Origin of the sequence: Calothrix sp. NIES-2098, assembly GCF_963875125.1 — a bacterium.
In the GTDB taxonomy this organism is placed as follows: domain Bacteria; phylum Cyanobacteriota; class Cyanobacteriia; order Cyanobacteriales; family Nostocaceae; genus Aulosira.
Window position 1 is genome coordinate 6804295 of sequence record NZ_CAWNKJ010000001.1, and the last position, 25399, is coordinate 6829693.

At 41.8% G+C, this 25399-nt stretch carries 16 protein-coding genes; 10 read left to right on the forward strand and 6 right to left on the reverse strand.

Annotation, left to right across the window (positions count from 1 at the left end):
* Nucleotides 1-285: 285 nt before the first annotated feature.
* On the reverse strand, nucleotides 286-5862 hold the full coding sequence (locus tag AACU33_RS28470) for an nSTAND1 domain-containing NTPase (protein WP_096593186.1): 5577 nt from the start codon (nucleotides 5860-5862) through the stop codon (nucleotides 286-288).
* A complete protein-coding gene (locus tag AACU33_RS28475; protein WP_096593189.1) occupies nucleotides 5859-7175 on the reverse strand; it encodes a P-loop NTPase fold protein in 1317 nt (438 codons plus the stop codon). Before AACU33_RS28475 ends, AACU33_RS28470 begins: the two co-directional genes overlap by 4 nt.
* Before the next feature lie 431 nt (nucleotides 7176-7606).
* Between AACU33_RS28475 and acs the strand changes: the two genes are divergently transcribed.
* The 5 genes from acs (at nucleotide 7607) to AACU33_RS28500 (ending at nucleotide 13035) form a co-directional block, all read left to right on the forward strand.
* Nucleotides 7607-9577 (forward strand): acetate--CoA ligase, encoded by a 1971-nt coding sequence (gene acs / locus AACU33_RS28480; RefSeq protein ID WP_096593192.1) that lies wholly within the window; start codon nucleotides 7607-7609, stop codon nucleotides 9575-9577.
* A 180-nt stretch (nucleotides 9578-9757) separates the two neighbouring features.
* The gene (locus AACU33_RS28485; protein ID WP_096593194.1) at nucleotides 9758-10465 is read left to right on the forward strand and encodes a tetratricopeptide repeat protein; all 708 of its coding nucleotides are present in this window, start codon (nucleotides 9758-9760) and stop codon (nucleotides 10463-10465) included.
* Between the two features lie 279 nt (nucleotides 10466-10744).
* Nucleotides 10745-11548, forward strand: a complete 804-nt coding sequence (locus AACU33_RS28490; RefSeq protein ID WP_096593197.1) for a Uma2 family endonuclease — start codon at nucleotides 10745-10747, stop codon at nucleotides 11546-11548.
* Nucleotide 11549: 1 nt separating this feature from the next.
* Nucleotides 11550-12122, forward strand: coding sequence for a 5-formyltetrahydrofolate cyclo-ligase (locus AACU33_RS28495; protein WP_096593199.1), 573 nt, complete (start codon nucleotides 11550-11552; stop codon nucleotides 12120-12122).
* 70 nt (nucleotides 12123-12192) lie between these two features.
* Nucleotides 12193-13035: a carbohydrate ABC transporter permease gene (locus AACU33_RS28500; RefSeq protein WP_096593202.1), complete on the forward strand. Its 843-nt coding sequence runs from the start codon at nucleotides 12193-12195 to the stop codon at nucleotides 13033-13035.
* 125 nt (nucleotides 13036-13160) lie between these two features.
* Here AACU33_RS28500 and AACU33_RS28505 read toward each other — a convergent pair whose 3' ends face one another.
* The 3 genes from AACU33_RS28505 to AACU33_RS28515 all read right to left on the reverse strand — a co-directional run bounded on the left by AACU33_RS28505 (nucleotide 13161) and on the right by AACU33_RS28515 (nucleotide 18369).
* Nucleotides 13161-13868, reverse strand: a complete 708-nt coding sequence (locus tag AACU33_RS28505) for a sugar transferase (protein ID WP_445291770.1) — start codon at nucleotides 13866-13868, stop codon at nucleotides 13161-13163.
* A gap of 489 nt (nucleotides 13869-14357) precedes the next feature.
* Nucleotides 14358-18092: a hypothetical protein gene (locus AACU33_RS28510; protein ID WP_096593207.1), complete on the reverse strand. Its 3735-nt coding sequence runs from the start codon at nucleotides 18090-18092 to the stop codon at nucleotides 14358-14360.
* A gap of 115 nt (nucleotides 18093-18207) precedes the next feature.
* Nucleotides 18208-18369, reverse strand: coding sequence for a hypothetical protein (locus tag AACU33_RS28515; protein WP_339376345.1), 162 nt, complete (start codon nucleotides 18367-18369; stop codon nucleotides 18208-18210).
* Nucleotides 18370-18799: 430 nt separating this feature from the next.
* Here AACU33_RS28515 and AACU33_RS28520 point away from each other — a divergent pair, with 430 nt between their 5' ends.
* The 3 genes from AACU33_RS28520 to cobT are packed head-to-tail and all read left to right on the forward strand — an operon-like array spanning nucleotide 18800 to nucleotide 21449.
* The gene (locus AACU33_RS28520; protein ID WP_096593212.1) at nucleotides 18800-19501 is read left to right on the forward strand and encodes a Crp/Fnr family transcriptional regulator; all 702 of its coding nucleotides are present in this window, start codon (nucleotides 18800-18802) and stop codon (nucleotides 19499-19501) included.
* 13 nt (nucleotides 19502-19514) lie between these two features.
* The gene (locus AACU33_RS28525; protein WP_096593214.1) at nucleotides 19515-20258 is read left to right on the forward strand and encodes a DUF2232 domain-containing protein; all 744 of its coding nucleotides are present in this window, start codon (nucleotides 19515-19517) and stop codon (nucleotides 20256-20258) included.
* Between the two features lie 54 nt (nucleotides 20259-20312).
* The gene (gene cobT / locus AACU33_RS28530; RefSeq protein WP_096593217.1) at nucleotides 20313-21449 is read left to right on the forward strand and encodes a nicotinate mononucleotide-dependent phosphoribosyltransferase CobT; all 1137 of its coding nucleotides are present in this window, start codon (nucleotides 20313-20315) and stop codon (nucleotides 21447-21449) included.
* 51 nt (nucleotides 21450-21500) lie between these two features.
* Here cobT and AACU33_RS28535 read toward each other — a convergent pair whose 3' ends face one another.
* A complete protein-coding gene (locus AACU33_RS28535; RefSeq protein ID WP_096593220.1) occupies nucleotides 21501-21878 on the reverse strand; it encodes a hypothetical protein in 378 nt (125 codons plus the stop codon).
* 832 nt (nucleotides 21879-22710) lie between these two features.
* Here AACU33_RS28535 and AACU33_RS28540 point away from each other — a divergent pair.
* Complete coding sequence (locus AACU33_RS28540; RefSeq protein ID WP_096593222.1) at nucleotides 22711-23862, forward strand: extracellular solute-binding protein; 1152 nt, start codon at nucleotides 22711-22713, stop codon at nucleotides 23860-23862.
* Nucleotides 23863-24005: 143 nt separating this feature from the next.
* Nucleotides 24006-25382: a transposase gene (locus AACU33_RS28545; RefSeq protein ID WP_096587106.1), complete on the forward strand. Its 1377-nt coding sequence runs from the start codon at nucleotides 24006-24008 to the stop codon at nucleotides 25380-25382.
* The last annotated feature ends 17 nt before the right edge of the window (nucleotides 25383-25399 follow it).

The following is a 25399-nucleotide window of genomic DNA, read 5'->3' on the forward strand; positions in this document are numbered from 1 at the left end:
AAAAGTCGCCAGTGCAGCAAATGTAACCACCAGCGCAACAACAAAAACCGCAAGTGCTAGGTTCAGATGTGGAAATTATTGAAAAAGTAACTGCGATCGCAACGCCGAAAACTGCAAGCGTAGCAAAAAAAATGCGATCGGTTAACAGGGTGGTTAGAAGCCGCATTTAAACAGACACAACCTACCTGCGTAAGTTTCAAACACTCCATTTTTTCTCAGTTGGCGCAGGCGGACTTTGTTTGTGTGCAAGATGAGCTGGGAATTCCAGCCTTAGCTCTAAGCTTACTACTGGCGTAGCTTCTGCAACTCTTCCTCTGTAAACGGATTCTTACCAGCCTTTAAGTCATTAACCCAAGCTTGGCGCTTTGATTTCTGCTCAGAATCATTAGACCATTGAATAAACGCTTGAAAATCTGCGATCGCGCCTTTACTATAGCCAGTTAGCGCCCTAGCAAGACCACGGCTATCGCGAATATCTCCATTTTTGGGTGCAAGAGTAACTGCTTTTTCACAGGCAAACATGACATTAGCTGCATACCCATACAAGCTACCGTCCCAACATAGGATGTTCCAATCGTCAGCAGCTATTTCTAGTTTTGGGTCGATTTTTTCAGCTTTAGCATAGGCTGAAATAGCTTTTTTAAAATCGCCTTTGCTTGACAGTCCATTTTTTAGGCTATCTAATTCTGAGATTGCAAGCTTTCTAGCAAATGCTTCTGGATTATTGTCTAAACCTGTTGTTTTTAGCTCAAGGTCGATATTAGGGGTTAAATTCTGTGCTTTTTTGAACTTAGCGACCGCACCCTGAATATCAATTTGTTTCGCCAATTCTTTGCCTTGAAAAATCAAGTTTAAAGTTTCTGTTTTCGTTTCTGGATTAATATGTAATTGAGGGTTCCATTGCTTTGCTTGTTTAAACTTGGTAACTGCCTTTTCCACTTCACCTACGCTGGCTAACTCCTCACCTTGGGCAACTAAAGTTGTGGCTGCTGTCATTAGCATAAACTGGTTTTGGCATGGCTGTAATTCTGCTAAAGTCTCAGGATGATTAGGCAAATAATCTTGCAACCAATTGCACCCCAAAACCACAAGATTGTCTAAATTTAGATTCCATAAAATTACCGTATTGTCACGACTAGCAGAGGCTATGGTTTTGCCGTCGGGGGCGAAGCTGACGTTATAAACTGGGGCGCTATGCCCTTTGAAGGTTTTGATAAGCTTGCCATCCAGGCTCCAGAGTTTGATGGTCTTGTCATGACTGGCAGAGGCGAGTATTTTGCCGTCAGGGACGAAGCTGACGTTATAAACTGGGGCGCTATGCCCTTTGAAGGTTTTGATGAGCTTGCCATCCAGGCTCCAGAGTTTGATGGTCTTGTCATGACTGGCGGACACGATGGTTTTGCTATCGGGGGCGAAGCTGACGCTATAAACTGGGGCGCTATGCGCAGTGAGGGTTTTCAGCAGTTTGCCATCCAAACTCCAGAGTTTGATGGTCTTGTCACGACTGGCGGACGCGATGGTTTTGCCATCGGGGGCGAAGCTGACACTATAAACTGGGGCGCTATGACCAGTGAAGGTTTTCAGCAGCTTGCCATCCAAACTCCAGAGTTTGATTGTGTTGTCATGACTGGCGGAAGTGATGGTTTTGCCATCGGGGGCAAAGCTGACGCTAGAAACCAAATCGCTATGACCAGTGAAGGTTTTCAGCAGCTTGCCATCCAAACTCCAGAGTTTGATTGTGTCGTCATGACTGGCAGAAGCGATGGTTTTGCCGTCTGGGGCAAAGCTGACGCTATACCCAGTGAAAGTTTTGAGTTCCTTGCCATCCAAACTCCAAATTGTGATGGTATTGTTACGACCAACATTGTCACCACCAACAGAGGCGATGGTTTTGCCGTCTGGGGCAAAACTAACATTGGAAACTGAAGTGATATATTCAGGATTGATATATGCAGGAGTATTATATGTGCTATATCCGCTAAAGGTTTTGGGTTCTTTGCCTTCGAGACTCCAAATTTTGATGGTGTTGTCACGGCTGGCGGAGGCAATGGTTTTGCCATCGGGGGCGAAGCTGACGCTAGAAACTGAATCGCTATGCCCAGTGAAGGTTTTGGGTTCTTTGCCTTCGAGACTCCAAATTTTGATGGTGTTGTCATGACTGGCGGAGGCAATAGTTTTGCCGTCGGGGGCGAAGCTGACACTATAAACTTCTCCCCTATGCCCAATGAAGGTTTTGAGTTCTTTGCCATCCAGACTCCAAATTTTGATGATGTTGTCACCACCAACAGAGGCGATGGTTTTGCCGTCTGGGCTGAAGCTGACGCTATGCCCAGTCAAGGTTTTGAGTTCTTTGCCATCCAGACTCCAAATTTTGATGGTGTTGTCACGAGTGGCGGAGGCGATGGTTTTGCCGTCAGGAGAGAAACTGACGCTATAAACTTCTGAGCTATGCCCAGTGAAGGTTTTGACGAGCTTACCATCCAGACTCCAGAGTTTGATGGTGTTGTCAGCACTGGCGGAAGCTATGGTTTTGCCGTCGGGAGAGAAGCTGACACTATAAACTTCTGAGCTATGCCCAGTGAAGGTTTTGACGAGCTTACCATCCAGACTCCAGAGTTTGATGGTATTGTCAGCACTGGCGGAGGCGATGGTTTTGCCGTCGGGAGAGAAGCTAACGCTATAAATCCCAGCGCTATGCCCAGTGAAGGTTTTGACGAGCTTACCATCCAGACTCCAGAGTTTGATAGTGTTGTCAAGACTTGCAGAGGCAATGGTTTTGCCATCAGGGGCGAAGCTGACGCTAAAAACCCAATCGTTATGACCAGTGAAGCTTTTGAGTTCTATGTCTTTTACACCATATATTGCTTGCCACAATGTCACTATAACTTGAGTTCTAGTATCAGATGCTACCCACAATTGGGGTGTGCTTTGCAGTTTTACTGCTGCCTTTAAACTTTCAATTAAAGTTTCTTTATCTTGTTCTGAGGCAAAGAATGCTTCACTAGAGGTACTTATAAGGTTAATTTGGGCATTGATATTAGCAATAAATGATTGCACACCAAATACTGCTGCTACAACTGCTAATGTAGCCAAGCCTAAGCCTGCTAGATAAGCTTCGCGCAGTCGCCGTTTTAAAACTTTATTTAACTTCGCTTCTATCAATTTGCGCTGTTCTTTTTCTCTTTCTAATTCTGCTAGTAATTCCGCACCCCGTTGTTGGCGAATAAAAGCTACAAGATAATCATGCACTAGCTGATAGCGATCGGCGGGAGATTGGGGAATTAAAAATACGATTCCTGATGTAACTAAAATCTCTAATACTAAATCTAATTTATCTGCTTCGGCTGCTAAAGCTGCTGCTAACTCAGCTTTAGTTTTCAAAGGGCGAGTATTGTTTTCATCTGTCAGCAAATACAAAACTAACTGGGCAGCACGTTCATTTTCTGCGCCACAGTCTTTAACTATGGCATCTAAAAATCGCTCGACTAATTTATCTTTCGGGCCACTTTGCTGATATTTCTCCAGTGTTGTGATATTTTCTGTTTGCAATTGTGCCCCTAGCACTTGCAACTCAATCGGGCGTACTTCCAGTAATTCACCTGCTAAATCTCTAACTAATTCATCTATGAGTTGTGGCTCTAAATAAAAAGACCGTTCTGTTAAACTTTGAATAACTAACTTAGCTGCTTCTGGCTGAAGGTTTCCAAAAGCATAGCGAGTTTGTTTATTAAGAATATCATTTTTAGTAACTTCCAGATTTGTTAGCTTATCGCATTCTAATAAATAATGTAAATAATCTTCCCGCAATGACAAAATTACCTTGACATAAGGCAAATCAAAACTATCTAAACAAAGATGTAAAAACTCCCAAAACTTTCTTCGCTCAACTGGATTAGGACAATTAAAGAAAAATTCCTCAAACTGGTCAAATATTAAAACTGTCACCAAATTAAGCTCTACATTTCGCCGCAATTCCTCAATAATTCCCCCTTGTCTCCCTTGTCCCCCTTCTCCTTCCCCTCTCTCCGCTTCTGGGGTGGTGTTCTGCAATAAATTCCCCAACTCTTCCACCCAATCGGTGTAAACCTGCACCACCACAGGTAAAATATTGCGACCCTCAAATACAGTAATTTGATGCAATGCTGGTACTAAACCCGCTGTCAATAAAGAACTTTTACCCACACCTGAGGGGCCGTGAATCACTATTAATTTGTGGTCATCGCGGCTAATGCGTTCAATTAATTTATCAACATCATATTTGCGACCAGAAGCAACAATTTCTTGAGCAATAGTCCCTTCTTTAGACTCTGCCCCTAACACGCTGTTGTATAATTCACCTGAGCTAAGTGCTACTAAAGCCGGATGAATAACCTGTCTTTGAGATTGTAAGCGACCTGCACCAATAAAAGCGCGTAAACCATACTGCTGTTCAATAGAACTTTGTTCTTGTTTAAGATGAAATGCTGTTAAATATTGATGCTGTTCAAAGTAGAAATTTCTTAATTCTTCTAATATCCGAATATATAATTTAGGATTATATTCTGGCTTACATTCTTCTTTAGCAATTTCCAGATTATTGAGTGCTTCTTGTAACTGACCAAGATGGCGTTTACTTTGAGCTAGTAATAACAAATACCAACTCATATAATATTGAATACCCCAATTTTGGTCTTGGCTGGAAGTTTGGGAAATTTTATTAATAGCTATTTCTGCATATTCCTTGGCTTGTTTCCATTGCGATTTAGCTAATGCTACTTCAGCGAAGGCAGCATAAGCATTAGCTAATCTAATCGGATTGTAATATTTTGTGTGTAATTCAACAGCTTTTTTAGCAATAGTTTCTAACTTTTCCCATTCCTCCAACTGTTGCAAAACTTCTGCTAAGACGTTGATAAAATTAGCTGCTAGATCGGGACGATTGGCTTTTTGCAATCTCTTAATACATCGCTGATAATAATTCCGGGCACAGCGACAGGCTTTGTCATATTCTGCGCGATGTAAAACTGCGTATCTGCGCCACCATAAACCAAGATGGAACAGTATACAGGCTTGCTTTTCTAAATTTTTTTGAATTAAAGCTGCTGATTCTTGATTGTGATTTTCATCAATAAATTGCTGCCACCAAAATGCTAAACTTTGAGCATAAAGTTGGCGCGATTCCTCCATTTGATTTTTCGCATAAGCATCACGCCCTAAAATAAATTTCTGGCTAGCTGCTATTTCTGGTTGTTCGCATCCACGCTTTTGTAATTCCTGCAATGCTGACTCAATTTCAAAGCGTTTACCTGCACCTATTGTTAAGTTGAGCGCAGCATTATCGAGAAATTGATCTGCACCAGCGGCTAAGATTTTGGTAAATATTTCCTCTGCTTCTTTGTGGAGAAAATTGAATAATTCTTGAGTTGCGATCGCAAACCGAATTGGTACAGGAGCATAGCTATAAAAATCTGGTGCTAACTTTATCAGTTTTTGCAGCACCAAATCGTTAATCCACAACACCAAAGGAAAGGGAAAATCGTGCAGAAAATCATCCCGTAAGCGATTAATCGAAACGAGAAAATCATCTAAATTCCCTACTGATTCCAAGCCAAATATCATGACAGCATTTGGTTGAGTCTTGCCAATCTCGGCTGTCATGATTGAATAAAGATTGCCTGATGAATTTTGCAGGTTAATCGCTAAAATATCTAACCCAGAACGCTGTCGTACTTCGGCTAATATCTGTTCTTGTATGCCGCCATAATTGCAGCGCACTAAAATTAGCGAAAATCGACCTTGGGCATTTACAATTGCTCTAATGAGAGTAGAAAGCGATCGCTCATTTTGGGCAGTTACATCATCGGGGTTTAGTGACTCACTCATACCTGAAATTGCTTTGCTTCTGCTAATACAGGATTTATCCCAAACCAACGCCCTTGTCGATCCTGATATTCAAAGACAAACAAACTGCGTAATAAAGCTTGGTAGTTCACTTCACCACTAACGCTTTGTTTCTGCACAACTAATCGCAGTGCATCCCACTCATCATCTGTAATCGCTAATACTAGTCCTTCGCGGTATTCGCGGATAGCATTTTCCAGACATTCTCGTGATAAAGGTGGATCTTCTACTTGAAGGCAACTGTAGAGTAGCCCCAACAAGTTGCGCACATGACCGCCACTAATACGGCACAGCCGATCTAAAGTTTCAGGTGTATCAAATATTTCTGTAATTAAAGCTAACCGACTGTCAGGATTCACCCCCGGAAAAGCTCTAGCTAACACCATCTGTCGCAAAAGCGCTAATCCTTCCTCATAGTCTCCCCCATCTCGCAACTGCACTGGCACCATTGGTAAAATTTTGGGAGCCATACCTCCGCCCAAGCGATTTTTCAGCGCTTCAATTTCATTGGAAAACATCAGCACCAAAGGAATGGTGTAAACTACATGGCAATTGAGTTTGCGTAACTGCTCGCCGCGATCGACAAATAAATATTCAGGTTGCGATCGCTCTGTAGTTTTTGCTCGCGGATCTACTCGATCCAAGTTATCAATAATCACCACCAGCCCATTTTTACCCTTAGCTTTGAGTTCCTGGGTGGCACGTTCTAAAACTTCTTGATTAATTGAATCTAAAATACTATTAGTGCGCGGCTCTAAGTATTGCCTTAAGCGACTTCTCAGCTTTGGGCTATCTTTAGTTTTAGCGGTAATTTTGGCAATTTTTAGCGGCAAAGAAAGCTCTGCTTCTGCCTTTAACTCTATCGGTGTTTGCAAAAAATCGATAACTTCATTCAGCAACCCAGTAAAGTAACCAGGTCGAATTTTGATATTCACAGCTTCTAAACTTTCACTCACCTGCCGCGCGATCGCCAGCATAATATCTGTAACATCCACATCAGCCATATCTAAGTCCTGAGTGGACTCAAAATACACTACATGGAAATTTTGCTGTTTTAACTCAGCTTCCAGTCGCCGCAATTCCGTAGACTTGCCACAACCAATATGCCCAGTAAACAATTGGCAAGTAGGCTTATTTGGCGCAAGCCGTGTAATAGTTCGTCCTAACGCTTCAATTACTTTGCCACCCCGTACTGAAGCAAAATCAATATAATATTGCCTTTCCTCAGGATTTTCTAAGACCAAAGTCTTACTGGGGTTGCAACTGTCAAAAAATCTTTGTAAATCTAGCTTCATTAATAGAGTTTTTAAATCAGATTTTATAGATACTCTAATATGTGCGTGAAATTGACAGGTAATTTTTCATAATTTATACAGAAAAATTACAGGCTAGCTCAAATTACCCACTCTCATTAAACCTAGAAAATAAAATATGAAGGCAGGATGTCTATTTTCATAAGTTTTTATCTATGCTTCTATGGTTAAAAAGTAATTTTTCCTAACCCAGAAGCACAGATTTAACAGAGTTCAGGATGTGAGAAACCGCAACTCCACAAGCAAAACTGACAAATACAGGTTGCAATTTAGTCTTAGTCGGTAGGAGCAAACTTTGTTGGTATAGCTGCGAATTTTATTCGCCAAGACTTCTGATTTCTTAACGAAAAACAAAACATTTCTGAGTAACTTGCAGTACAGAATAGTTTTCAGTCAACAATTTCAGTACAATCATGTCTCAGCCGACAATAGAATCAATCCTACAAGAAACGCGTTTATTTACACCTGCTGCGGAATTCTCTCAAAACGCTCATATTAAAAGTCTGGAAGATTACCAACGTCTTTACGACAAAGCCAAAGCCGATCCGCAAAAATTTTGGGCGGAATTAGCCGAAACTGAGTTGCACTGGTTCCAAAAATGGGACACAGTACTAGATTGGCAACCGCCTTTTGCAAAATGGTTTGTCGGCGGTAAGACAAATATTTCTTACAATTGCCTAGATAGACACCTTACAACTTGGCGTAAGAATAAAGCTGCACTGATTTGGGAAGGCGAACCTGGGGATTCCAGGACGCTGACATATGCCCAACTCCATCGGGAAGTTTGCCAGTTTGCCAATGTGCTGAAACAATTGGGAATTCAAAAAGGCGATCGCGTCGGTATTTATATGCCAATGATTCCCGAAGCGGCGATCGCAATGTTAGCCTGTGCGAGAATTGGCGCACCTCACAGTGTAGTCTTTGGTGGTTTTAGTGCGGAAGCTTTACGCGATCGCTTAATCGATGCTGAGGCTAAATTGGTAATCACTGCTGATGGTGGCTGGCGCAAAGATGCGATCGTTCCTCTCAAGGTACAAGTAGACAAAGCTTTAGCAAATAACGCTGTCCCCAACGTGAAAAATGTGCTTGTCGTCGAACGTACAAAGCAACAAACTCATATGGAACCAGGACGCGACCATTGGTGGCACGATTTACAAAAAGGTGTGTCAGCCGATTGTCCCGCCGAACCAATGGATAGCGAAGATTTGCTGTTTATTCTCTACACTTCTGGTAGTACTGGCAAACCCAAGGGTGTGGTGCATACAACGGCTGGGTATAACTTATATACCCACATGACCACAAAATGGATCTTTGATTTGCAAGATACAGATGTATATTGGTGTACTGCCGATGTCGGTTGGATTACAGGACATAGCTACATTGTTTACGGCCCCCTTTCCAACGGTGCAACAACGCTGATGTATGAAGGTGCGCCTCGTGGTTCTAATCCTGGCTGTTTCTGGGATGTGATTGAAAAATACGGCGTCAACATTTTTTATACTGCACCTACAGCAATTCGCGCATTTATTAAGATGGGCGAACACCATCCCAAATCACGCAATTTGTCGTCCTTGCGTTTGCTGGGAACAGTTGGCGAACCAATTAATCCAGAAGCTTGGATGTGGTATTACAAAGTCATTGGTGGCGAACGCTGTCCGATTGTCGATACTTGGTGGCAAACGGAAACTGGCGGTATCATGATTACACCCCTACCAGGCGCAATTCCCACCAAACCCGGTTCAGCAACTCTTCCCTTCCCTGGCATTCTCGCAGATATCGTAGATTTAGAAGGTAACTCTGTACCCAACAACCAAGGTGGTTATTTAGCAGTACGCCATCCTTGGCCGGGAATGATGCGCACAGTTTACGGCGATCCCGATCGCTTCCGCCGTACCTACTGGGAACATATACCCCCGCAAGATGGCAAGTATACTTATTTTGCTGGTGATGGGGCAAGAAGAGATGAAGACGGTTACTTCTGGGTAATGGGACGGGTAGATGATGTACTGAATGTATCAGGTCATCGCCTGGGAACAATGGAAGTAGAATCCGCCTTGGTATCCCATCCGGCGGTTGCAGAAGCAGCGGTAGTTGGTAAACCAGATGAACTTAAAGGTGAGGAAGTAGTCGCTTTTGTGACTTTAGAAGGTACTTACCAGCCCAGTGAAGATTTGAGTAAAGAACTCAAGCAACACGTTGTCAAAGAAATTGGCGCGATCGCTCGTCCTGGTGAAATTCGCTTTACAGACGCTTTGCCAAAAACGCGATCGGGTAAAATTATGCGGCGATTGCTGCGAAATCTTGCTGCTGGTCAAGAAGTAGCTGGCGATACCTCAACTTTAGAAGACCGCAGTGTATTAGATAAGCTGCGTGAAGGAGCGTAACTTATTCAATAGTCAAGAGTCCATAGTCAAAAGTCAAAGTACGAATAACCAATAACTAATGACTCACTGTGGAACATTTGACACATCATTGCCAGTCAATAAATATTGAGGTGTGTTTGCGATCGGCTAACGCACCTCAATTTATCATAGGGATCGGAACACTCTTGAGGGATTGAGGCAATGAAGCTGAACAACGGATTTAAATCAGTATTTGTTCAACCTCTTAGTTACATAACACTGAGTATCATAACTACAATTTTGATTTCACCCTCAGTATTAGCCGTAACTGCACAAAATTATTTACATTCTCCTAAAACTTCTGCTGACAAATTCACTGGGCAAGAAAACTTTAAGACTAGAGAGCAAAAATTAGCACAGCTTGAAGACTCAGTTGTTCAAGAGCGATCGCAGTTTATTCAACAAGCGAATGCTTTATACAGCCAAGGCAATTTTAAAGGTGCAGAGGAAAGTTTGCGTAAATTCCTCAAAAAATTCCCCGAAGACTCTTTTGGACACTTTCAACTCGGAAATGTACTGTTTCAGCAAAAGAGATTAGACGAAGCAATTAGTTCCTATCAAGAAGCCCTCCGCCTCAAGCCAAAATATGCCTTAGCTTACAATGCGATCGGCATTGTTTATGCCAGCCAAAGCCGCTGGGATGAAGCAATGGTTGAATATCGCAAAGCTTTAGAAATTAATCCTGATTATGCTGATGCATTAACTAATTTAGCACTGTCACTGTGGCAAACAAATAAGCGAGACGAGGCTTTAGCTTCTCTCACAAAGGCTTTAAATATCTTCAAATCACAAAATAGAAAAGAAAAAGCTTATCAAGTTGAGCAAATTTTGCAACAGATAAAAAATTCCGATAATCCTGGTGTTTCATAACAATCAAATTAATTCTAACGCTCTTTGATGTTAAAGCATCAGAATGTTTTGCAGAATTTGCAGAAAAACTCTGGATTTAGCTTATCTTAATTAAACAAAATAAAGCAACAGATGGATAGGGGCACAACATTGTTGTGCCCTTATAAAATTGTCAATAAAATGACCGAATTTCTTAATTCAAATATGGCAAAACAGTGGCGTTTAGCCAAAGTTGAATCTACATAAATTTTTTAAATCTCAGTCTAAAATAAAATTTAGATAAACCCTTGGTTAAAGCCTATGACTTCCCTATCGGCATTAACTTTACCTGACCACACTCAGCTACCAGATTCAGATGGTACTTTCGTGAGCCAGTCGCTTGCGAGGGTTCCCCCCGTTGTGCGAACTGGCGCGAAAAATCTTCAGGAGCATCCCCAAAGTATACTAATTACAGATTCAATTAAACCTGTCTTAGAACAACTGCATCCTGACGGTCAATATTGTATTGGACAAGATTCTGGTATCTACTGGCGATTAACAGATCCGCCAGAAAAAGGTGCGGAAGCGCCTGATTGGTTTTATGTACCAAATGTACCGCCAACTCTCGATGGCAAAATGCGGCGTTCTTACGTGCTGTGGAAAGAGTATGTTGCGCCGTTGATTGTGTTGGAATTTGTCTCTGGAGATGGCGCAGAGGAAAGGGATAGAACGCCGCCATCTCAAGGGGAAGCAGGAAATGTTGGCAAGTTTTGGGTCTACGAACAAGCAATTCGCGTCCCCTATTATGGAATTTACGAAGTTGCAAAGGCGCAGGTTGAAGTTTATCACCTGGGAGATAATGCCTATCAACTAATGACACCCAACGATCGCGGCCACTACCCCATTGCACCATTAGGGGTAGAGTTAGGAATCTGGCAGGGATTGTATCAAAATGCCGAGTTACCTTGGTTGCGCTGGTGGGATGCACAAGGAAATTTATTATTAACAGGTGAGGAACGCGCCATAATTGAACGAGAAAAGCGGGAGCGAATTGTCGAAAAGTTGCGTAATCTCTCGCCTGAACAACTCAAGGCTTTAGGAATTGACTCGGAAATGTTGGAATAGGATGACACTACATCATTCACAATTAGATAAAACAAAACTCAGGCGGACGCTGCTGAAAAAACGGCAATCAATGCACACAAATGAGTGGAGAGAAAAAAGCGATCGCATCTGTACGCAACTGCAAACCTCTACTTTATTTACTCAAGCAAAAACCATACTTGCTTATTTCAGTTTTCGCCAAGAACCTGACCTGAGTCCGCTATTTACAGATAATAAATACCGTTGGGGATTTCCGCGTTGTGTAGGCAAATCTATGCATTGGCACTTCTGGAATTCTGAAGATAGTTTAGCTATCGGTAGTTATGGTATCAGCGAACCCCATCCCCACGCGCCAGTTATCAAGCCAGAAGAAGTTGATTTAATTTTAGTTCCTGGTCTGGCTTGCGATCGCCAAGGATATCGCTTAGGCTATGGCGGCGGCTATTACGATCGCTTGCTGAGTTCTCCAGAATGGGCAACAAAGCCCACTATCGGAATTGTGTTTGATTTTGCTTATATACCCCAAATACCTGTAGAACATTGGGATAAACCCTTACATTTTGTTGCTACGGAAACTAAATTGAGCAAACTATAAAATTCGGTTTTTACAGAAATTTTGAGGCTATCTTCTTGCCCCATCATAATCAACAATAGAAACCAAGCAGATGATTAATTGGCAAAATCACAAATCAGAACTGAAAATATTAGGAATATATGGGCTATTGGGAGCGATCGCAATCCTCACACTGTTCCCCTTACTGTGGTTAATCAGTACCTCTCTCAAATCACCCACAGAAAATATTTTACAGTCACCACCGCAGTTATTACCCAGTCAACCAACGTTAGATAATTTCTCTAGTGTTTGGCAGTCTCTACCTTTTGCCCAGTACTTGTATAACAGTACTTTAGTAGCGGTACTTACTGTTATTTTAAATCTGCTTTTTTGTGCTTTAGCCGCTTACCCTTTAGCAAGATTATCATTTCCTGGGCGAGATTGGATTTTTATCGGGATTGTTTCCACGATTATGATTCCCTTTCAAATCGTGATGATTCCTCTATATATTTTGACAGTCCAAATAGGTTTAAGAAACACTTATTTGGGTATGATTTTTCCGAGTTTAGCTTCTGCCTTTGGCATCTTTTTGTTACGCCAAGCCTTCATGAGCGTTCCTAAAGAAATAGAAGAAGCTGCCCGTATGGATGGCAGCTCCGAGTTAGGTTTGTGGTGGTATATTATGTTGCCAGCCATTCGTCCGGCACTTGTGACTCTGGCTATTTTCGTCTTTATCGGTTCTTGGAGTGACTTTCTTTGGCCGTTAATTATTATTCAAGACGAAAATCTCTATACTCTTCCCCTAGGAGTCGCAAAGCTTGCAGGTACTTTTTCTCTTGATTGGCGTTTGGTAGCTGCTGGTTCGGTAATATCTATTGCCCCTGTATTGGTACTTTTTCTCTTCTTGCAACGCTATATCGTACCTACGGAAACTGGTAGTGGGGTTAAAGGTTAAACAATTCAAAATTCAATATTATAAATTCTCTAAATTCCCACAACAGTTGGAGTTTGAATTCATAATGTTGAACTTTGTCTCATCTTGAGATAGGCGCACCCTAATTGGTAAGAGTGGCAACAACATTAATAAGCACCGCTTTTTAAAAGCACTACATGAATAGTCTTGAGAATTAGACTCAGGTCGTAACCTACAGACCACTTACGTTGATAATCGATATCCATGCTGACGATAGTTTCAAAATCGTTAATGCTGGAACGACCGTTTGCTTGCCATTCGCCAGTCATACCTGGCTTGACTCGCAATCTTTCCCAGTGGTGTGGTTCGTAGTTGATTACCTCATCAGGGGTAGGTGGACGAGTGCCAACTAGGCTCATGTCTCCCAAAAGAACGTTCCAAAACTGGGGTAATTCGTCTAGACTGGTGCGCCGCAGAAATTTACCCACGCGGGTAATACGCGGGTCGTCTACAGATTTAAAAATGTGACCTTGAGCTTGGTTTTGTACCAGATGCTTAAGTTTGTCAGCGTTGACAATCATCGAGCGAAACTTCCACATACGGAAGGGTTTACCGTCAAGGCCACAACGCACTTGGCAATAAAATATCGGACCCGGATTATCAATAAAAGTAGCAAGGGATACAGGAATTGCTACTAGGGCTGTAATCGCTAGTCCGATAATGGCACCGAAAATATCGATTAATCGTTTTGTTGTGCTGCTGATAGAAGGGTGTAAAGGCTGTGGCGATAAATTAACAGAATCAATGTGACTCAATAAAGTTAGATTATCCACAGTACAGCCTTTTTCATCAGTAGTAAAAGTAGACATGGACATAATTGGCCTTCGGTTTTCGCTGAATTTTACCGTTTCTACTGTATTTTCAGTTTCTACTGAGATGTGTACTGAGTGCTAATATAGACAATTTTTTTACGTTTCTACGTTAACTTTATACAATCTTTGAATTTAGGTTGAGATTATAAAGTTTCAGTATATTTTCGGAAAATTTGTCAATACGTGATATGTAAAGACTTCGTAGCCAAGACTTTAGCTCTGACTACGAACAGTTTTTAAGAGTTATACCAATGTGAAAAAAGAATGCGACAGATAAGTAGGGGCATGGCGTCAGTAAGATAATTTTGATATACCAAAAGATTATGGGTGCTGTCCCCATACAAAGAATTTATGTGTTGCAAACATTATTTGAATTGGTATTAATTAGTAATTACGTTATGAATGGGGATTTAAACCCCACCCATAACGTTACAACCCATTTAAGGTTGGGAACTCTAACCCTCGGTTTAATTACCAATTACGAATTAGTAATTATGCTGAATGCGCAACCTCTAGAGAAAAATTCAGCGTGTATGGTTCTTCTAAAGATTGGCGAGTACTAGCCTTGATTGCTTCGAGATAGCGACGCAGAGACAGAAGTTGCTGGGAATTAGGGCGATAGCTGAGATTACCTTGTTTTTCAAAAAGTGGGGCTGAGGCGATCGCATGATAATCTGGGTTATCTTGAGAACTTTGGGTGAGCCAAGAGTCATCAGGACTATTGGGTATTAAACCCGCAGGTAATTCACCTTCTAAGAAAGCCAAGAGGCGTTGCTGACAAGTGCGGGTATTAACGCCCCGTCCCTCAAATAAGTGGATAACTTCACTAAAAGATAAAGGTCGGTCTGGTAACAGCCGCAGTAATTCTGTAAACAAGAAATAATCGGTGTATTGTTGTCTCGGTATGTCTAAAACCAGGGGATGTAGGGGTAACATCGCCAAACCATAAGCAACTCGGCTACAACTAGGAGCGCCATTTTCACCCAAATAAGAATCTTGAATTATTTTGGCGTTGGGGAGTTTCTGCTTCAGCCAACGGTTGATTGTGGAAATGGAAGCTCCTCCACCAGTCAAAATAGCTTGATTAATTGCTTCTGTGGGTATACCACGAGCTACCAACAACTTGTTAAGTTCGCGGTTGAGGCGGCGGACAAATGGAACTAATACTTGGCTCTCCAAATCTCGTCGTTCCAACACCCATCGCTGGTCGGCTAAATCTAAAGTGAAAGATTCTTGGTGTTGTAAAATCAACTTCAAAGCTAGTGCGGCATCAAGTACTGCTTGCCCTAAAAGCGAACTTTCTAAACGCTGCTGGAGGCGAACGCGAGCGCTAATATCGGGTTCTCCGACTCGTGGAAGTTCCAATTCTTCCAAACCCAAACTTTGCCACTGCATCTGGTCTAAACCAGGAATAGTCGATTGCCAAAGTCCAGGCTGACTGCTGATAGAGCTATCACCTTGAATTTCGGCTCGCGATCGCCGAGATTTTGGTGGTAGAAGTAGTTGGCAGATAATATCTTGCTCAATACCCTTGCCTCCATAGGCAAAGTTGTGGAGCATGAAATCATGATGGGTGAATTCTGATAAATTTTCTGGCAAATCAACCAAAGCCATTTCGGTGGTTGTGGCTCCTATATTTAACGCCAGAGTGTTTCCTAATAGTGGTTGCTCGTTGATTTGTACCGGACGCAAACCTTGATTAGTACTTAATTGTACTGTTTCACCTTTGGCAGTATTCAGTACGCTTAAAAGACTGGCGATCGCTTCTTCAATAAAAAATACTTGCTGGGGATGTTGAACTAATTTGCTCGTCAGTAATGCTTCGCGCACATTAAAGCGATATTGTTCCGAGCAACTAGATGGACAAGTACAAATTGCACCAGCCAGGTTATTAATAATGGTACGGAAACTTGCTTCATCTAAACCAACAGCCGCAGCAGTCAAACCTTGAGTAGTACTTTGGCGATCGGATTTTAAAGTTAATAGCAGTTTTGAGAGCGATCGCACAACCCAAATTAACGGCCCTGCTGAAAACTCATTAAATTGCAGTACGGGTTCCCATTTTTGCCTAGCATTTTTGTAGGGAATAGCTAGTTGTAAATAGGGTTTTAATTGTGCTGAGTAAAGAGTATTTTTGGCTGGTGCAGCATTGCTAGGCAAGTTTTCTGCGCTTTCAGTCGCATTTTGAGGAACAGAAGCCGTAGGCAGATAAACTTCTGCTGGTAAACGAAATGATTGCTGAAAAGAACTGGCTCCTGCTTGGTTTTCTGCTGACCAATAGATAGGATAGACAACAAAAGTAGAGCTATTTAATAATGTGGCAGAAATCCCAGTTGTGCCTAAATCAATTCCTAAATACCAGCGCGACTTGAGAATCTCTTGAGATGAAACTTCGGGATTTTTTAACCCTTGCGCAGTAGAAAGCGAAGTTTTTTTTTCAATTATTGGGCTAAAGTCTAACTCCACTTCTGGTTGAGGTGTATCGGTAAAAGCCGCAGGTGGAGTTTTTTCGACTAATTCCTCAACAGAGGATTCTTCATCAGCGGAATTTAGTAAGCCATCAAAGTTAGCCAAATCTCGATCCAGTAACTGCAACTGCTCATCATCCAATGAAATATCTGGCATCGTAGCAGCTACTTCTGGGGAAAGTAAATTTTCCTGTGGTGAGGCAGCAATATAGTTATCTAAGGCTTTATCTTGTTCTTCATCAAGAATCACTACTTCCGGTTTTTGCGCAGCAGGTGCGATCGTTGTAGTTTTGATAACTTCTTTGGGAGGAGATGAAGCTGGAATTACCTGCTGTTCGGTACTTGAATCAACTACTAAGTCTGTCAACGCTGCAATTGTATCAACGCTAGCTCGATTTTCTGTGGCGGTGACTGCTGCTACTGGCAAGCTAGTTGTATCTGTAACCTCCTCAAAAAATAAATCTTCCCATTCCACTGATGAATCTGTTGGTTGTGCAGGGGAATCTGGAATTGCTTCTAGTTGAGGATAATTTTGTTCTTTGATACTCGCAGTTGTTTCTACAGCCGCATCTACAGGTGTGCTATCGATGATATCTATAGCCGCTAAAGTCACATCTGCTGGTGGTGATATGTCATTAGCAACAACCTTTGTAGTTAGATCTTCAGTTTGAAACAAACTGGCATAAAGTTCGTCTACTTCATCTACTGGGGAACTCTCTGACTGTAATGTAGTTGGAGTTGGATTTGTAATTGTTTGGGAAGATGGTGGTGCATCTGGAACCAGTTCCAACAGCACTGCATCTAAATCTTCTGTGTTAGCAGTATCTTGTTTTGGTTGGATTAGCGATCGCTGAATTTCTAACTCTGGTTGGGGATCGGCTGACTGTAAGCTTTGGAAATTAATATTGTCTGTCTTACCAGGAAATTGCTGTAAATACTGCGTCAAGTTATTCAAAAAGCTGGCCATTACCTGTTCGCCTTGCAATCCTTGAGAGTGCATTCGGGCGATCGCTTGCGATAAAGATTCGTGATAAGTATGAATGTTGCGCTGTAGGGCTTCAAAAACAACATTCACAGTTCCATCCAACGACAGCAGGCGTCGATCGAATTCTCTACCTAAGCTATTTAAGCGCTCTACCGGATCTGAATTGGTGCTGGGTGTGGAATCTAAATTCGCGTTATTACTGGTGGCGTGAGAAATCGGTAAATTTGCCAAACTCTGAGCTAACTGCGAGGATAAAGTTGGCACCAAGCGATTGGTAAGTGCCTGTAAACAGTCGTTAATTATCTGTTCTTGGTTTGCTAGCTGCTGGCTGAGAGAGTAATTTTGCGATCGCCTTTGCTCTAATTGCCGAATTTCTTGCACCAGATTAGCTCGCTCTTGCAATAATCCTGATAATTCTGCTTGCAACGGCTGGAGCAAAACTGAGACTTCACTATTTAATTTTTGCAGCAGCGTCGCTGTACTCTGTTCTTCGTTGTATTGCTTGTTTTGGCTTAAAGCCTGCTGATTATTTTGATCGACAAATTTTGCTAATAAAGGTGATAGCGGTTTGGTGTGTGCGGATTTATTTTGACCATCCTGAGACAATGACTCACTTTCTCCCAGCTTATTGAGAAAGTCGCGAGTACGCTCTAATACCTCTCTTGGCTCCTGCGCCTGAGTAGACAACAACTTAGACAGACGCTTGTCGTTATTGGCAAGTAAGTTGTCAATGTCTGCGATCAATTTTTGAATTTCATCTGTGTGAGAAGTCACTTTAGATACCTTATGTAGAAATTTACGTCAATTGCTGTTTAAATTAATTTACAATTATGGAAATTAAGAGGCTTGACTTTTACCCGCCGGATTTCTGAGCGCCATTCTGTATATCTTATTGATTTTGGGAATCTTGGCTATCGTCAATTACTACCTGTTTGAGAGGATCGGCTGGACAGCTACAAATTAGGCGTTTGGCAGTTTCAACAGCACGGCAGCCTACTGGGTGCTTTTCTATCTCACCAGACAACCAATGTTGTAGCTTCTCAGACTTCATAGCATAAAAAATAGAAAAAATTGTAACAGCACAAACTACTTTTGGTAAACCAACGCTTTGTGTATCAAAAAACAAGCAAAATATGAAGCTTTGTTGTAATTCGTTGTATATTGCTGACAACAGCTAAAAGTTTTAGGTTAGCAAAAATTAACTACCTTGAGTATCATTAAGGTTGTTTACTTATGTTCTAAAGTTAGCCCTTCAACAAGGCCTTGAAGTGTAACACACTGTTTAATGCATAGCGATCGCTAGGTTTCAATCCATAGTGAAAGATTATTGATAAACAACGCTCATACCGCATTCTTGTGTAACATAGTTTAGTTTTATTTTTGTAAAGGGCTGTGCTTTGATAGCTTAGGCTAAACATAGCACTCTCGTTTGTTGTGTATCCAACAGCTTTATTTAATAAGTATGTAATCAAGATGTAGTAATGGAAGACCGATATAGCCTACAGACACCTACAAATCCCTGGATGATCTCGGCTCCCTTTTTTCAGGGATTGCCAGAATTGGTTGTGGAACCAGCCCTCACCCATCTTGTCACCCGTACACACCCGGCTAATCAGGTAATTCTACTGGAAAATGACTGGGGTGGTTCGGTATATTTTATTGTCGAAGGATGGGTCAAAATTCGCACCTACAACCTAGAAGGGAAAGAGGTGACGTTGAATATTCTAGGCAAGGGAGAATTGTTTGGTGAAATGGCGGCGCTAGATGAAGTACCGCGCTCTACCGATGTAATTACGCTAACGCCCACAGTGATTGGCAGTATGCCGTCTCAAGATTTTGTCAAGTTACTTCAGACAGAACCAATGGCAGGAATGCGATTGGCACAACTGATGGCGCGACGCTTGCGACAAGTCAATCGCAGACTGCGCCTACGAGAATCTGATAGTCAGTCGCGGGTGGCAGATACTTTGCTATTTTTGGCAGAAGGACAGGGAAAAAAGGCGCAGACAGGAGGAACAGAAATTCCCAATTTACCGCACCGGGAATTGAGCAGTTTAAGTGGACTGGCACGGGAAACAGTAACACGAGTGTTGACAAGGCTAGAAAAAAAAGGGTTGATTAGACGAGATCAGGATATGATTCATATTCCTGATTTGTCAGCCTTGGAAAGAATGATCGTTTAAAAACTTGTCAAATATGAGCATTTTAGATTCTCTGCCAGATGAGCCAGAGCAAGGCCCATCCTCTGAATCTCAAACTAACCACAATCAACGGCTAGACAAATTTGGGAATCAAAGCACGCTGCGACCTCCGCAACTGAAGGTTGATGCACCCCTGAGAATGGTAGAAACGGCATTTTTAGCTAGTACTGCTAGCTTGATTTGGTTTATTAATTTTTACTTTCCCTTGGGGCCAGTATTGCGAATATTTTTTCCCGTACCGATCGCTCTAGTTTATCTCCGTTGGGGCAAAAGAGCAGCTTGGATGGCAGCAGTCACATCTGGATTGCTGCTAGCAGTGTTGATGGGGCCAGTTCGCAGTCTGCTGTTCGTCATGCCTTATGCTTTTATGGGCGTGCTATTAGGATCGACATGGAATCGTCGTGTCCCCTGGATAGTTTCTATTACCTTGGGTATGTTACTAGGTACTTTGGGAGCGTTTTTCCGGGTATGGTTACTGTCTGTGTTATCTGGTGAAGATCTTTGGATTTATGCAATCAACCAGGTAACAGAACTAATGGAGTGGTTGTTCCTAAAGCTGGAATTATTGGTAAATCCTAGCGTGTTTTGGATTCAAATCGGAGCGATCGCTTTGATTATGTTCAATAATTTTATCTATTTATTTATCGTCCACCTGGCAGCATGGCTGCTGTTGGATCGTCTGGGAAATCCCATTCCGCGTCCGCCTCGTTGGGTACAGGTTTTGATGGATTATGAATAAGTCAAGAGTCAAAAGTCCAGAGTCCAAAGTCAAATAACTATTGACCCTTGACCCATGATTAATATTTATACTCAAATAGCACAGGGTGAAGCTTGGATTGCTAAGTACCGCGATCGCTTACCTGTGTTTGCCTGTATTTTAGGATTTACTGAAACTGGGTTAATTCCGGGGATTTCTGCGGCTGGGCTGACTCCGGAGGATCGGAAGTATACAGCTTGTGCGGATGCTGAATTTTTATACTACGGTGCAGAACATCAGCCCAAGTATCCTCTTCCACCACTGACTGCGGGGGCTTCACCCGTACTAATTTCTCGTGCGGTAGTGGAGGCGCTGAAAATTCCTGTTTATTTATTTAATGCTGGTTTACCCCAACCCCCAGCAGTACCCGCTATTAATTTAGGGGGATTTCCCGCTAAATGTTTAAGCCAAGGTAACGCGATGGAACTAGCAACAGTACACCACTTGCTAGAACAAGGGCTACTTTGGGGTTCTCAGTTAGCTGCTAATAGCCAACAAGGGTATGTAATTTTCAGCGAGTGTGTAGTTGGCGGTACTACTACTGCTTTGGCAATTTTAACTGGCTTGGGAATACCAGCTGAGGGGAAAGTTAACAGCAGTCATCCTGTTTGTAACCACGAACAAAAATGGGAATTGGTACAAGCAGGTTTAGAAAAGACTTTTTCTCGCACCCCTGCTTCTGTAGATCCTCTCCAACTTGTCGCCGCAGTGGGCGATCCAATGCAGGTGGTAGTAGCGGGAATGGCGATCGCAGCTAGTCGTAGTTGTGGTGTGTTGCTGGCTGGTGGGACGCAAATGTTAGCAGTATATGCACTGATGAATGCGATCGCTCAAACTTACACTTTAGCTTGGCAACCCGAAGAAGTAGTGGTAGGTACAACTCGCTGGGTAGCCGAAGATCCAACTGGGGCTACGGTAGAATTAGCCCTCAGCTTAGGTAAAGAAGACATAATTAAGGGCGGGAAAACCCCACCCTTACTAGCAACTGAACTAAGTTTTACTGATTCTCGTTATCCCCAACTCCAAGCTTACGAGCAGGGATTTGTGAAAGAAGGCATGGGTGCTGGAGGAGCTGCGATCGCTGCCCATCTGAGTTTAGATTGGCAACAAAACCAACTTTTGGAAGCCATTGAAAAACAACTTGAGCGATTGAGCAGATTCAATAACCAATAGCGGATGCCAAGATTCAGAAAGTTCAGATAAATTTCTTGGACTAATGTCAAATTAGTGAATTCTCTCCCGCAGTAATTGTTCTTCTAAGGCTGCAATGCGATTATATGCTGCTGTTAATTGTGCTGTTAGTCGTTGTATTTGAATTTCCGGCGACAGGCTTTTTTCTCCACCCTGGCGATTTGTATCTGTATAAATGCCATCTGCCAATACATCCTTGTGTTCCAGTTCGGAATTGTAATTTAAATTTGTTTTGAACTGGTGATAATGCACGGCTTCGCTAGTTTCTGAATAACTATCTCTTGCCTGAGTTCTGGCTAAAGAACACTCTGATAAAGTTTGAGAAACCTTACTGTCAAGCTCTTCAATGACTTGGCAGAGGGCGTCCAGTTTATAGCTCAGAGTCATGATCTGCTTTTGTAATGGCTCCATTTAATACCCTAATCCGCATATTTTCTCTATGTTATTCAATTTACTGTCAGTCTTAAATATACTTATGAATTATTTAATTTTTCCCACACTCTGTATGAATGTGAGATTAAATTCATTACTTATAAATATATCTAAATATTTTTCTCAGTAAACCCAAATAGTCTTGTTAAGAAAAATGAAGTTAGCTGCTCTTGTTCAGCGATACTCTCAATTAAAGTGGGTAAACTGTTCGATTTGATCGGTAATATTGGCTAAATCAGCCTATTTCAAGCCAACTTATTCAATTTGTTAAAGATGAGTTTGTGATTAAAATCACGTTGGACTATTGCTGCCTGACTCGATTTATTACGTAACTCTGACATTAAGGGAGAAACCGAAGAAATGATTAAGAATTAAGCGATCGAAACAATTAAAAAAAATCTCACTCAGAAATAATCGTAAATCCAATAGCAGCAGTTAAATCCTAACAAATTAATAATTCAAAATTACAAAATAAAAAATACAATAGATTTCAGCATCTAGGCCACTACCCCTATGGCAATTAAAGCAAGGGCAGCTGATAATTACCATCTACCAGAAGTGAGATAAAACTATAATTTGAAAAAGTAGCAACTAGCTTTGGTATATATCGAAATCTCATCAGATTTGGGAACAAATTTCCTCCACTTCAAATTCCCTTCTTTTTGCTCCCCATTGCCAATTCTCTGTTCCCCACCTCTACGAGTGATTTCTCAAAATCCAATCGGATTGCTATATATCTTGCCTTGATGCCAGAAAACTTGGTATTCCCATGCTTAAGATAGTTATAATCTAAAATTTATATTCAAATTCAATGGATCGACGTTCATTCTTATTAGCCACAGGTACATTAGCACTTTCACAACTGTTGATTGGCTGTGGGGGAAGTAACCAGGCGCAACTGAAAGTACAGCTATTAAAAGGTTCTATACCTGGTCAAGTAGTTAATAAATTTCAGAAAGCCTTAAAGCCACAGGTGCAGTTAAAGTTTGCTCCTACTGAGCAGATACAAGATTTATTTAAACAATTGCAAAATTGGCAACAACCACCAAAAACCAGCGATGAGCAAGGATGGCGTCGCTTTATCCCACTTCCCCAAGACCAAAAAACACCAATAGCTGACCTAGTAACGTTAGGAGATTATTGGCTCAAAGCTGCAATAGAGCAAAAACTGATTCAACCATTGAATGAAGCACAGCTTAAACAGTGGTCAGCTTTAGATAACAAATGGAAGCAACTGGTAACGCGCAACGACCAAGGTAATCCCGATCCTCAAGGAAAAGTTTGGGCTGCACCTTACCGTTGGGGTAGTACAGCGATCGTTTATAACCGTGAAAAATTCCAAGGATTAGGATGGACGCCCAAAGATTGGAGCGATCTGTGGCGAGATGAACTGCGATCGCGGATTTCTCTACTCAATCAACCACGAGAAGTCATTGGTCTGGTTTTAAAGAAATTAGGAAAATCCTACAATACAGAAAATCTTGACCAAGTGCCAGAATTGGAAAAAGAACTCAGCACCTTAAATCAACAAGTAAAGTTCTATAGTTCCACTACCTACCTAGAACCCTTAATTATTGAAGATACTTGGCTGGCGGTTGGCTGGTCTGACGATCTATTACCAGTGTTGGCGCGTTATCCTCACCTCAGTGCCGTTATTCCTCAGTCTGGAACAGCAGTATGGGCAGATCTGTGGGTACGTCCTCAAGGTACAGACAAAGATACTTTAGCAAATCAATGGATTGATTTTTGTTGGCAACCAGCGATCGCTAAACAAATTTCCCTACTGAGCAAAACTAATTCGCCTATTTCTACAAATATTGTCGCCTCCGATATTCAAGAATCATTCAGGAACTTGTTACTAAGTAATCGTGAAGTTTTTGATAAAAGTGAATTTTTACTTCCTTTATCTTCATCAACAACAAAGCAGTATGAGTCTTTGTTTGACAAAATAAAAAAAGCATAAATCCTCAGTAGGGTGGGCATTGCCAGCCCTTTCAACGCGAACAAATGAACTACTTCATGAATATCTGAAACCCAACCCCAGTAAGGAATGTGAGGTACGACTTCGATGTATCCTCAACATATTCAACTGTTTTGGGCATCAAAATGCTATCCGCCATCTTTGAACAATTTGTGCAAGAAAGTCCAATAAGTGTGATGGCACGAGGATTAATGGAGCGAGTATTCGCCCCAGAAATCATGGATAAATTATTTGAAACCCATGCAAAAGTCCAATACCAGCAAGACTTATTGTTTTCCAGCCAAGTTGATTTAATGAGTTTGGTAGTGTGTGGAATTCAGAAATCGGTTCATGCAGCCTACAAAGCAAGAGCTGCGAACTTAATAGTGAGTAGTACTGCACTATATAAAAAGCTCTCTGGCGTGGAACTGGGCGTGAGTCAGGCGTTAGTTAGACAAACAGCAAGCCAATTGCAGTTGCTCATTCAAAAAATGGCAGGAGAACAGCCAAATCCACTACCGGGATATCAACACAGAATTGTTGATGGGACTTGTCTAGGTGCCACAGACCATCGACTAGATGCAATTCGGTTATTTGCAGCTAAGGCTCTACCAGGGAAAGCGATAGTTGTGTCAGATCCACTGTCAAAGCTAGTAATAGATATTTTTCCCTGTGTTGATGCTCATGCCCAAGAGCGTAGTTTATTTGATGATGTACTTTTGAGTGTCAAAGCAAATGAAGTTTGGAATGGAGACCGAAATTTTTGTACAGCCAAGTTTCTGTTTAGGATTGCAAACCAACAAGCTTTTTTTGTGGTTCGTCAACATGGGTCGTTAGGTTATCAACAACTCTCGCAATTAAAAGCTGTAGGTCACACAGATACAGGCAATCTATTTGAGCAGGAAATCGAAATTAATTACGACGGTAATTTGCTGAAATCTCGCCGGATTTTGCTGAAATTGTTCAAACCAACCCGAGACAAGGAATGGGAAATCGCCATTTTGACCAATTTACCCTCTCATGATGCGGATGCTGCAAAAATTGCTGAATTGTATCGTAATCGCTGGAGCCTGGAGACTCTTTTTCAAACTGTAACTGAGAATTTTCACGGCGAAATTCAAACCTTAGCCTATCCCAAAGCAGCTTTATTTTCATTTTCGATGGCATTAACAACATACAACATTCTTGCTACTCTCAAAGCTGCCTTAGGATCTGTACATGGAGTCGGTAAAATTGATGCTAGCTTGTCAGATTTCTATTTAGTTGATGAAATTACTGGCACTTACCGGGGAATGATGATTGCAATTCCAGCCGTCCATTGGCAAGCATTTGAGACCTTTTCTCTTGAGCAAATGGTGTTGGTTTTGCAAGATTTAGCAGCCAGAGTCGAACTTAAATGTTTCCTCAAGGCGATTCGAGGGGTAAAGAAAAAGCGAGAACCTTTAATAGTTGACAGCAAACATCGTCACGTTTCTACTGCGCGACTTTTAGATACCCATCAGAATACTCAAAACAAAAGCTAATATTTCTGGTTTTGACT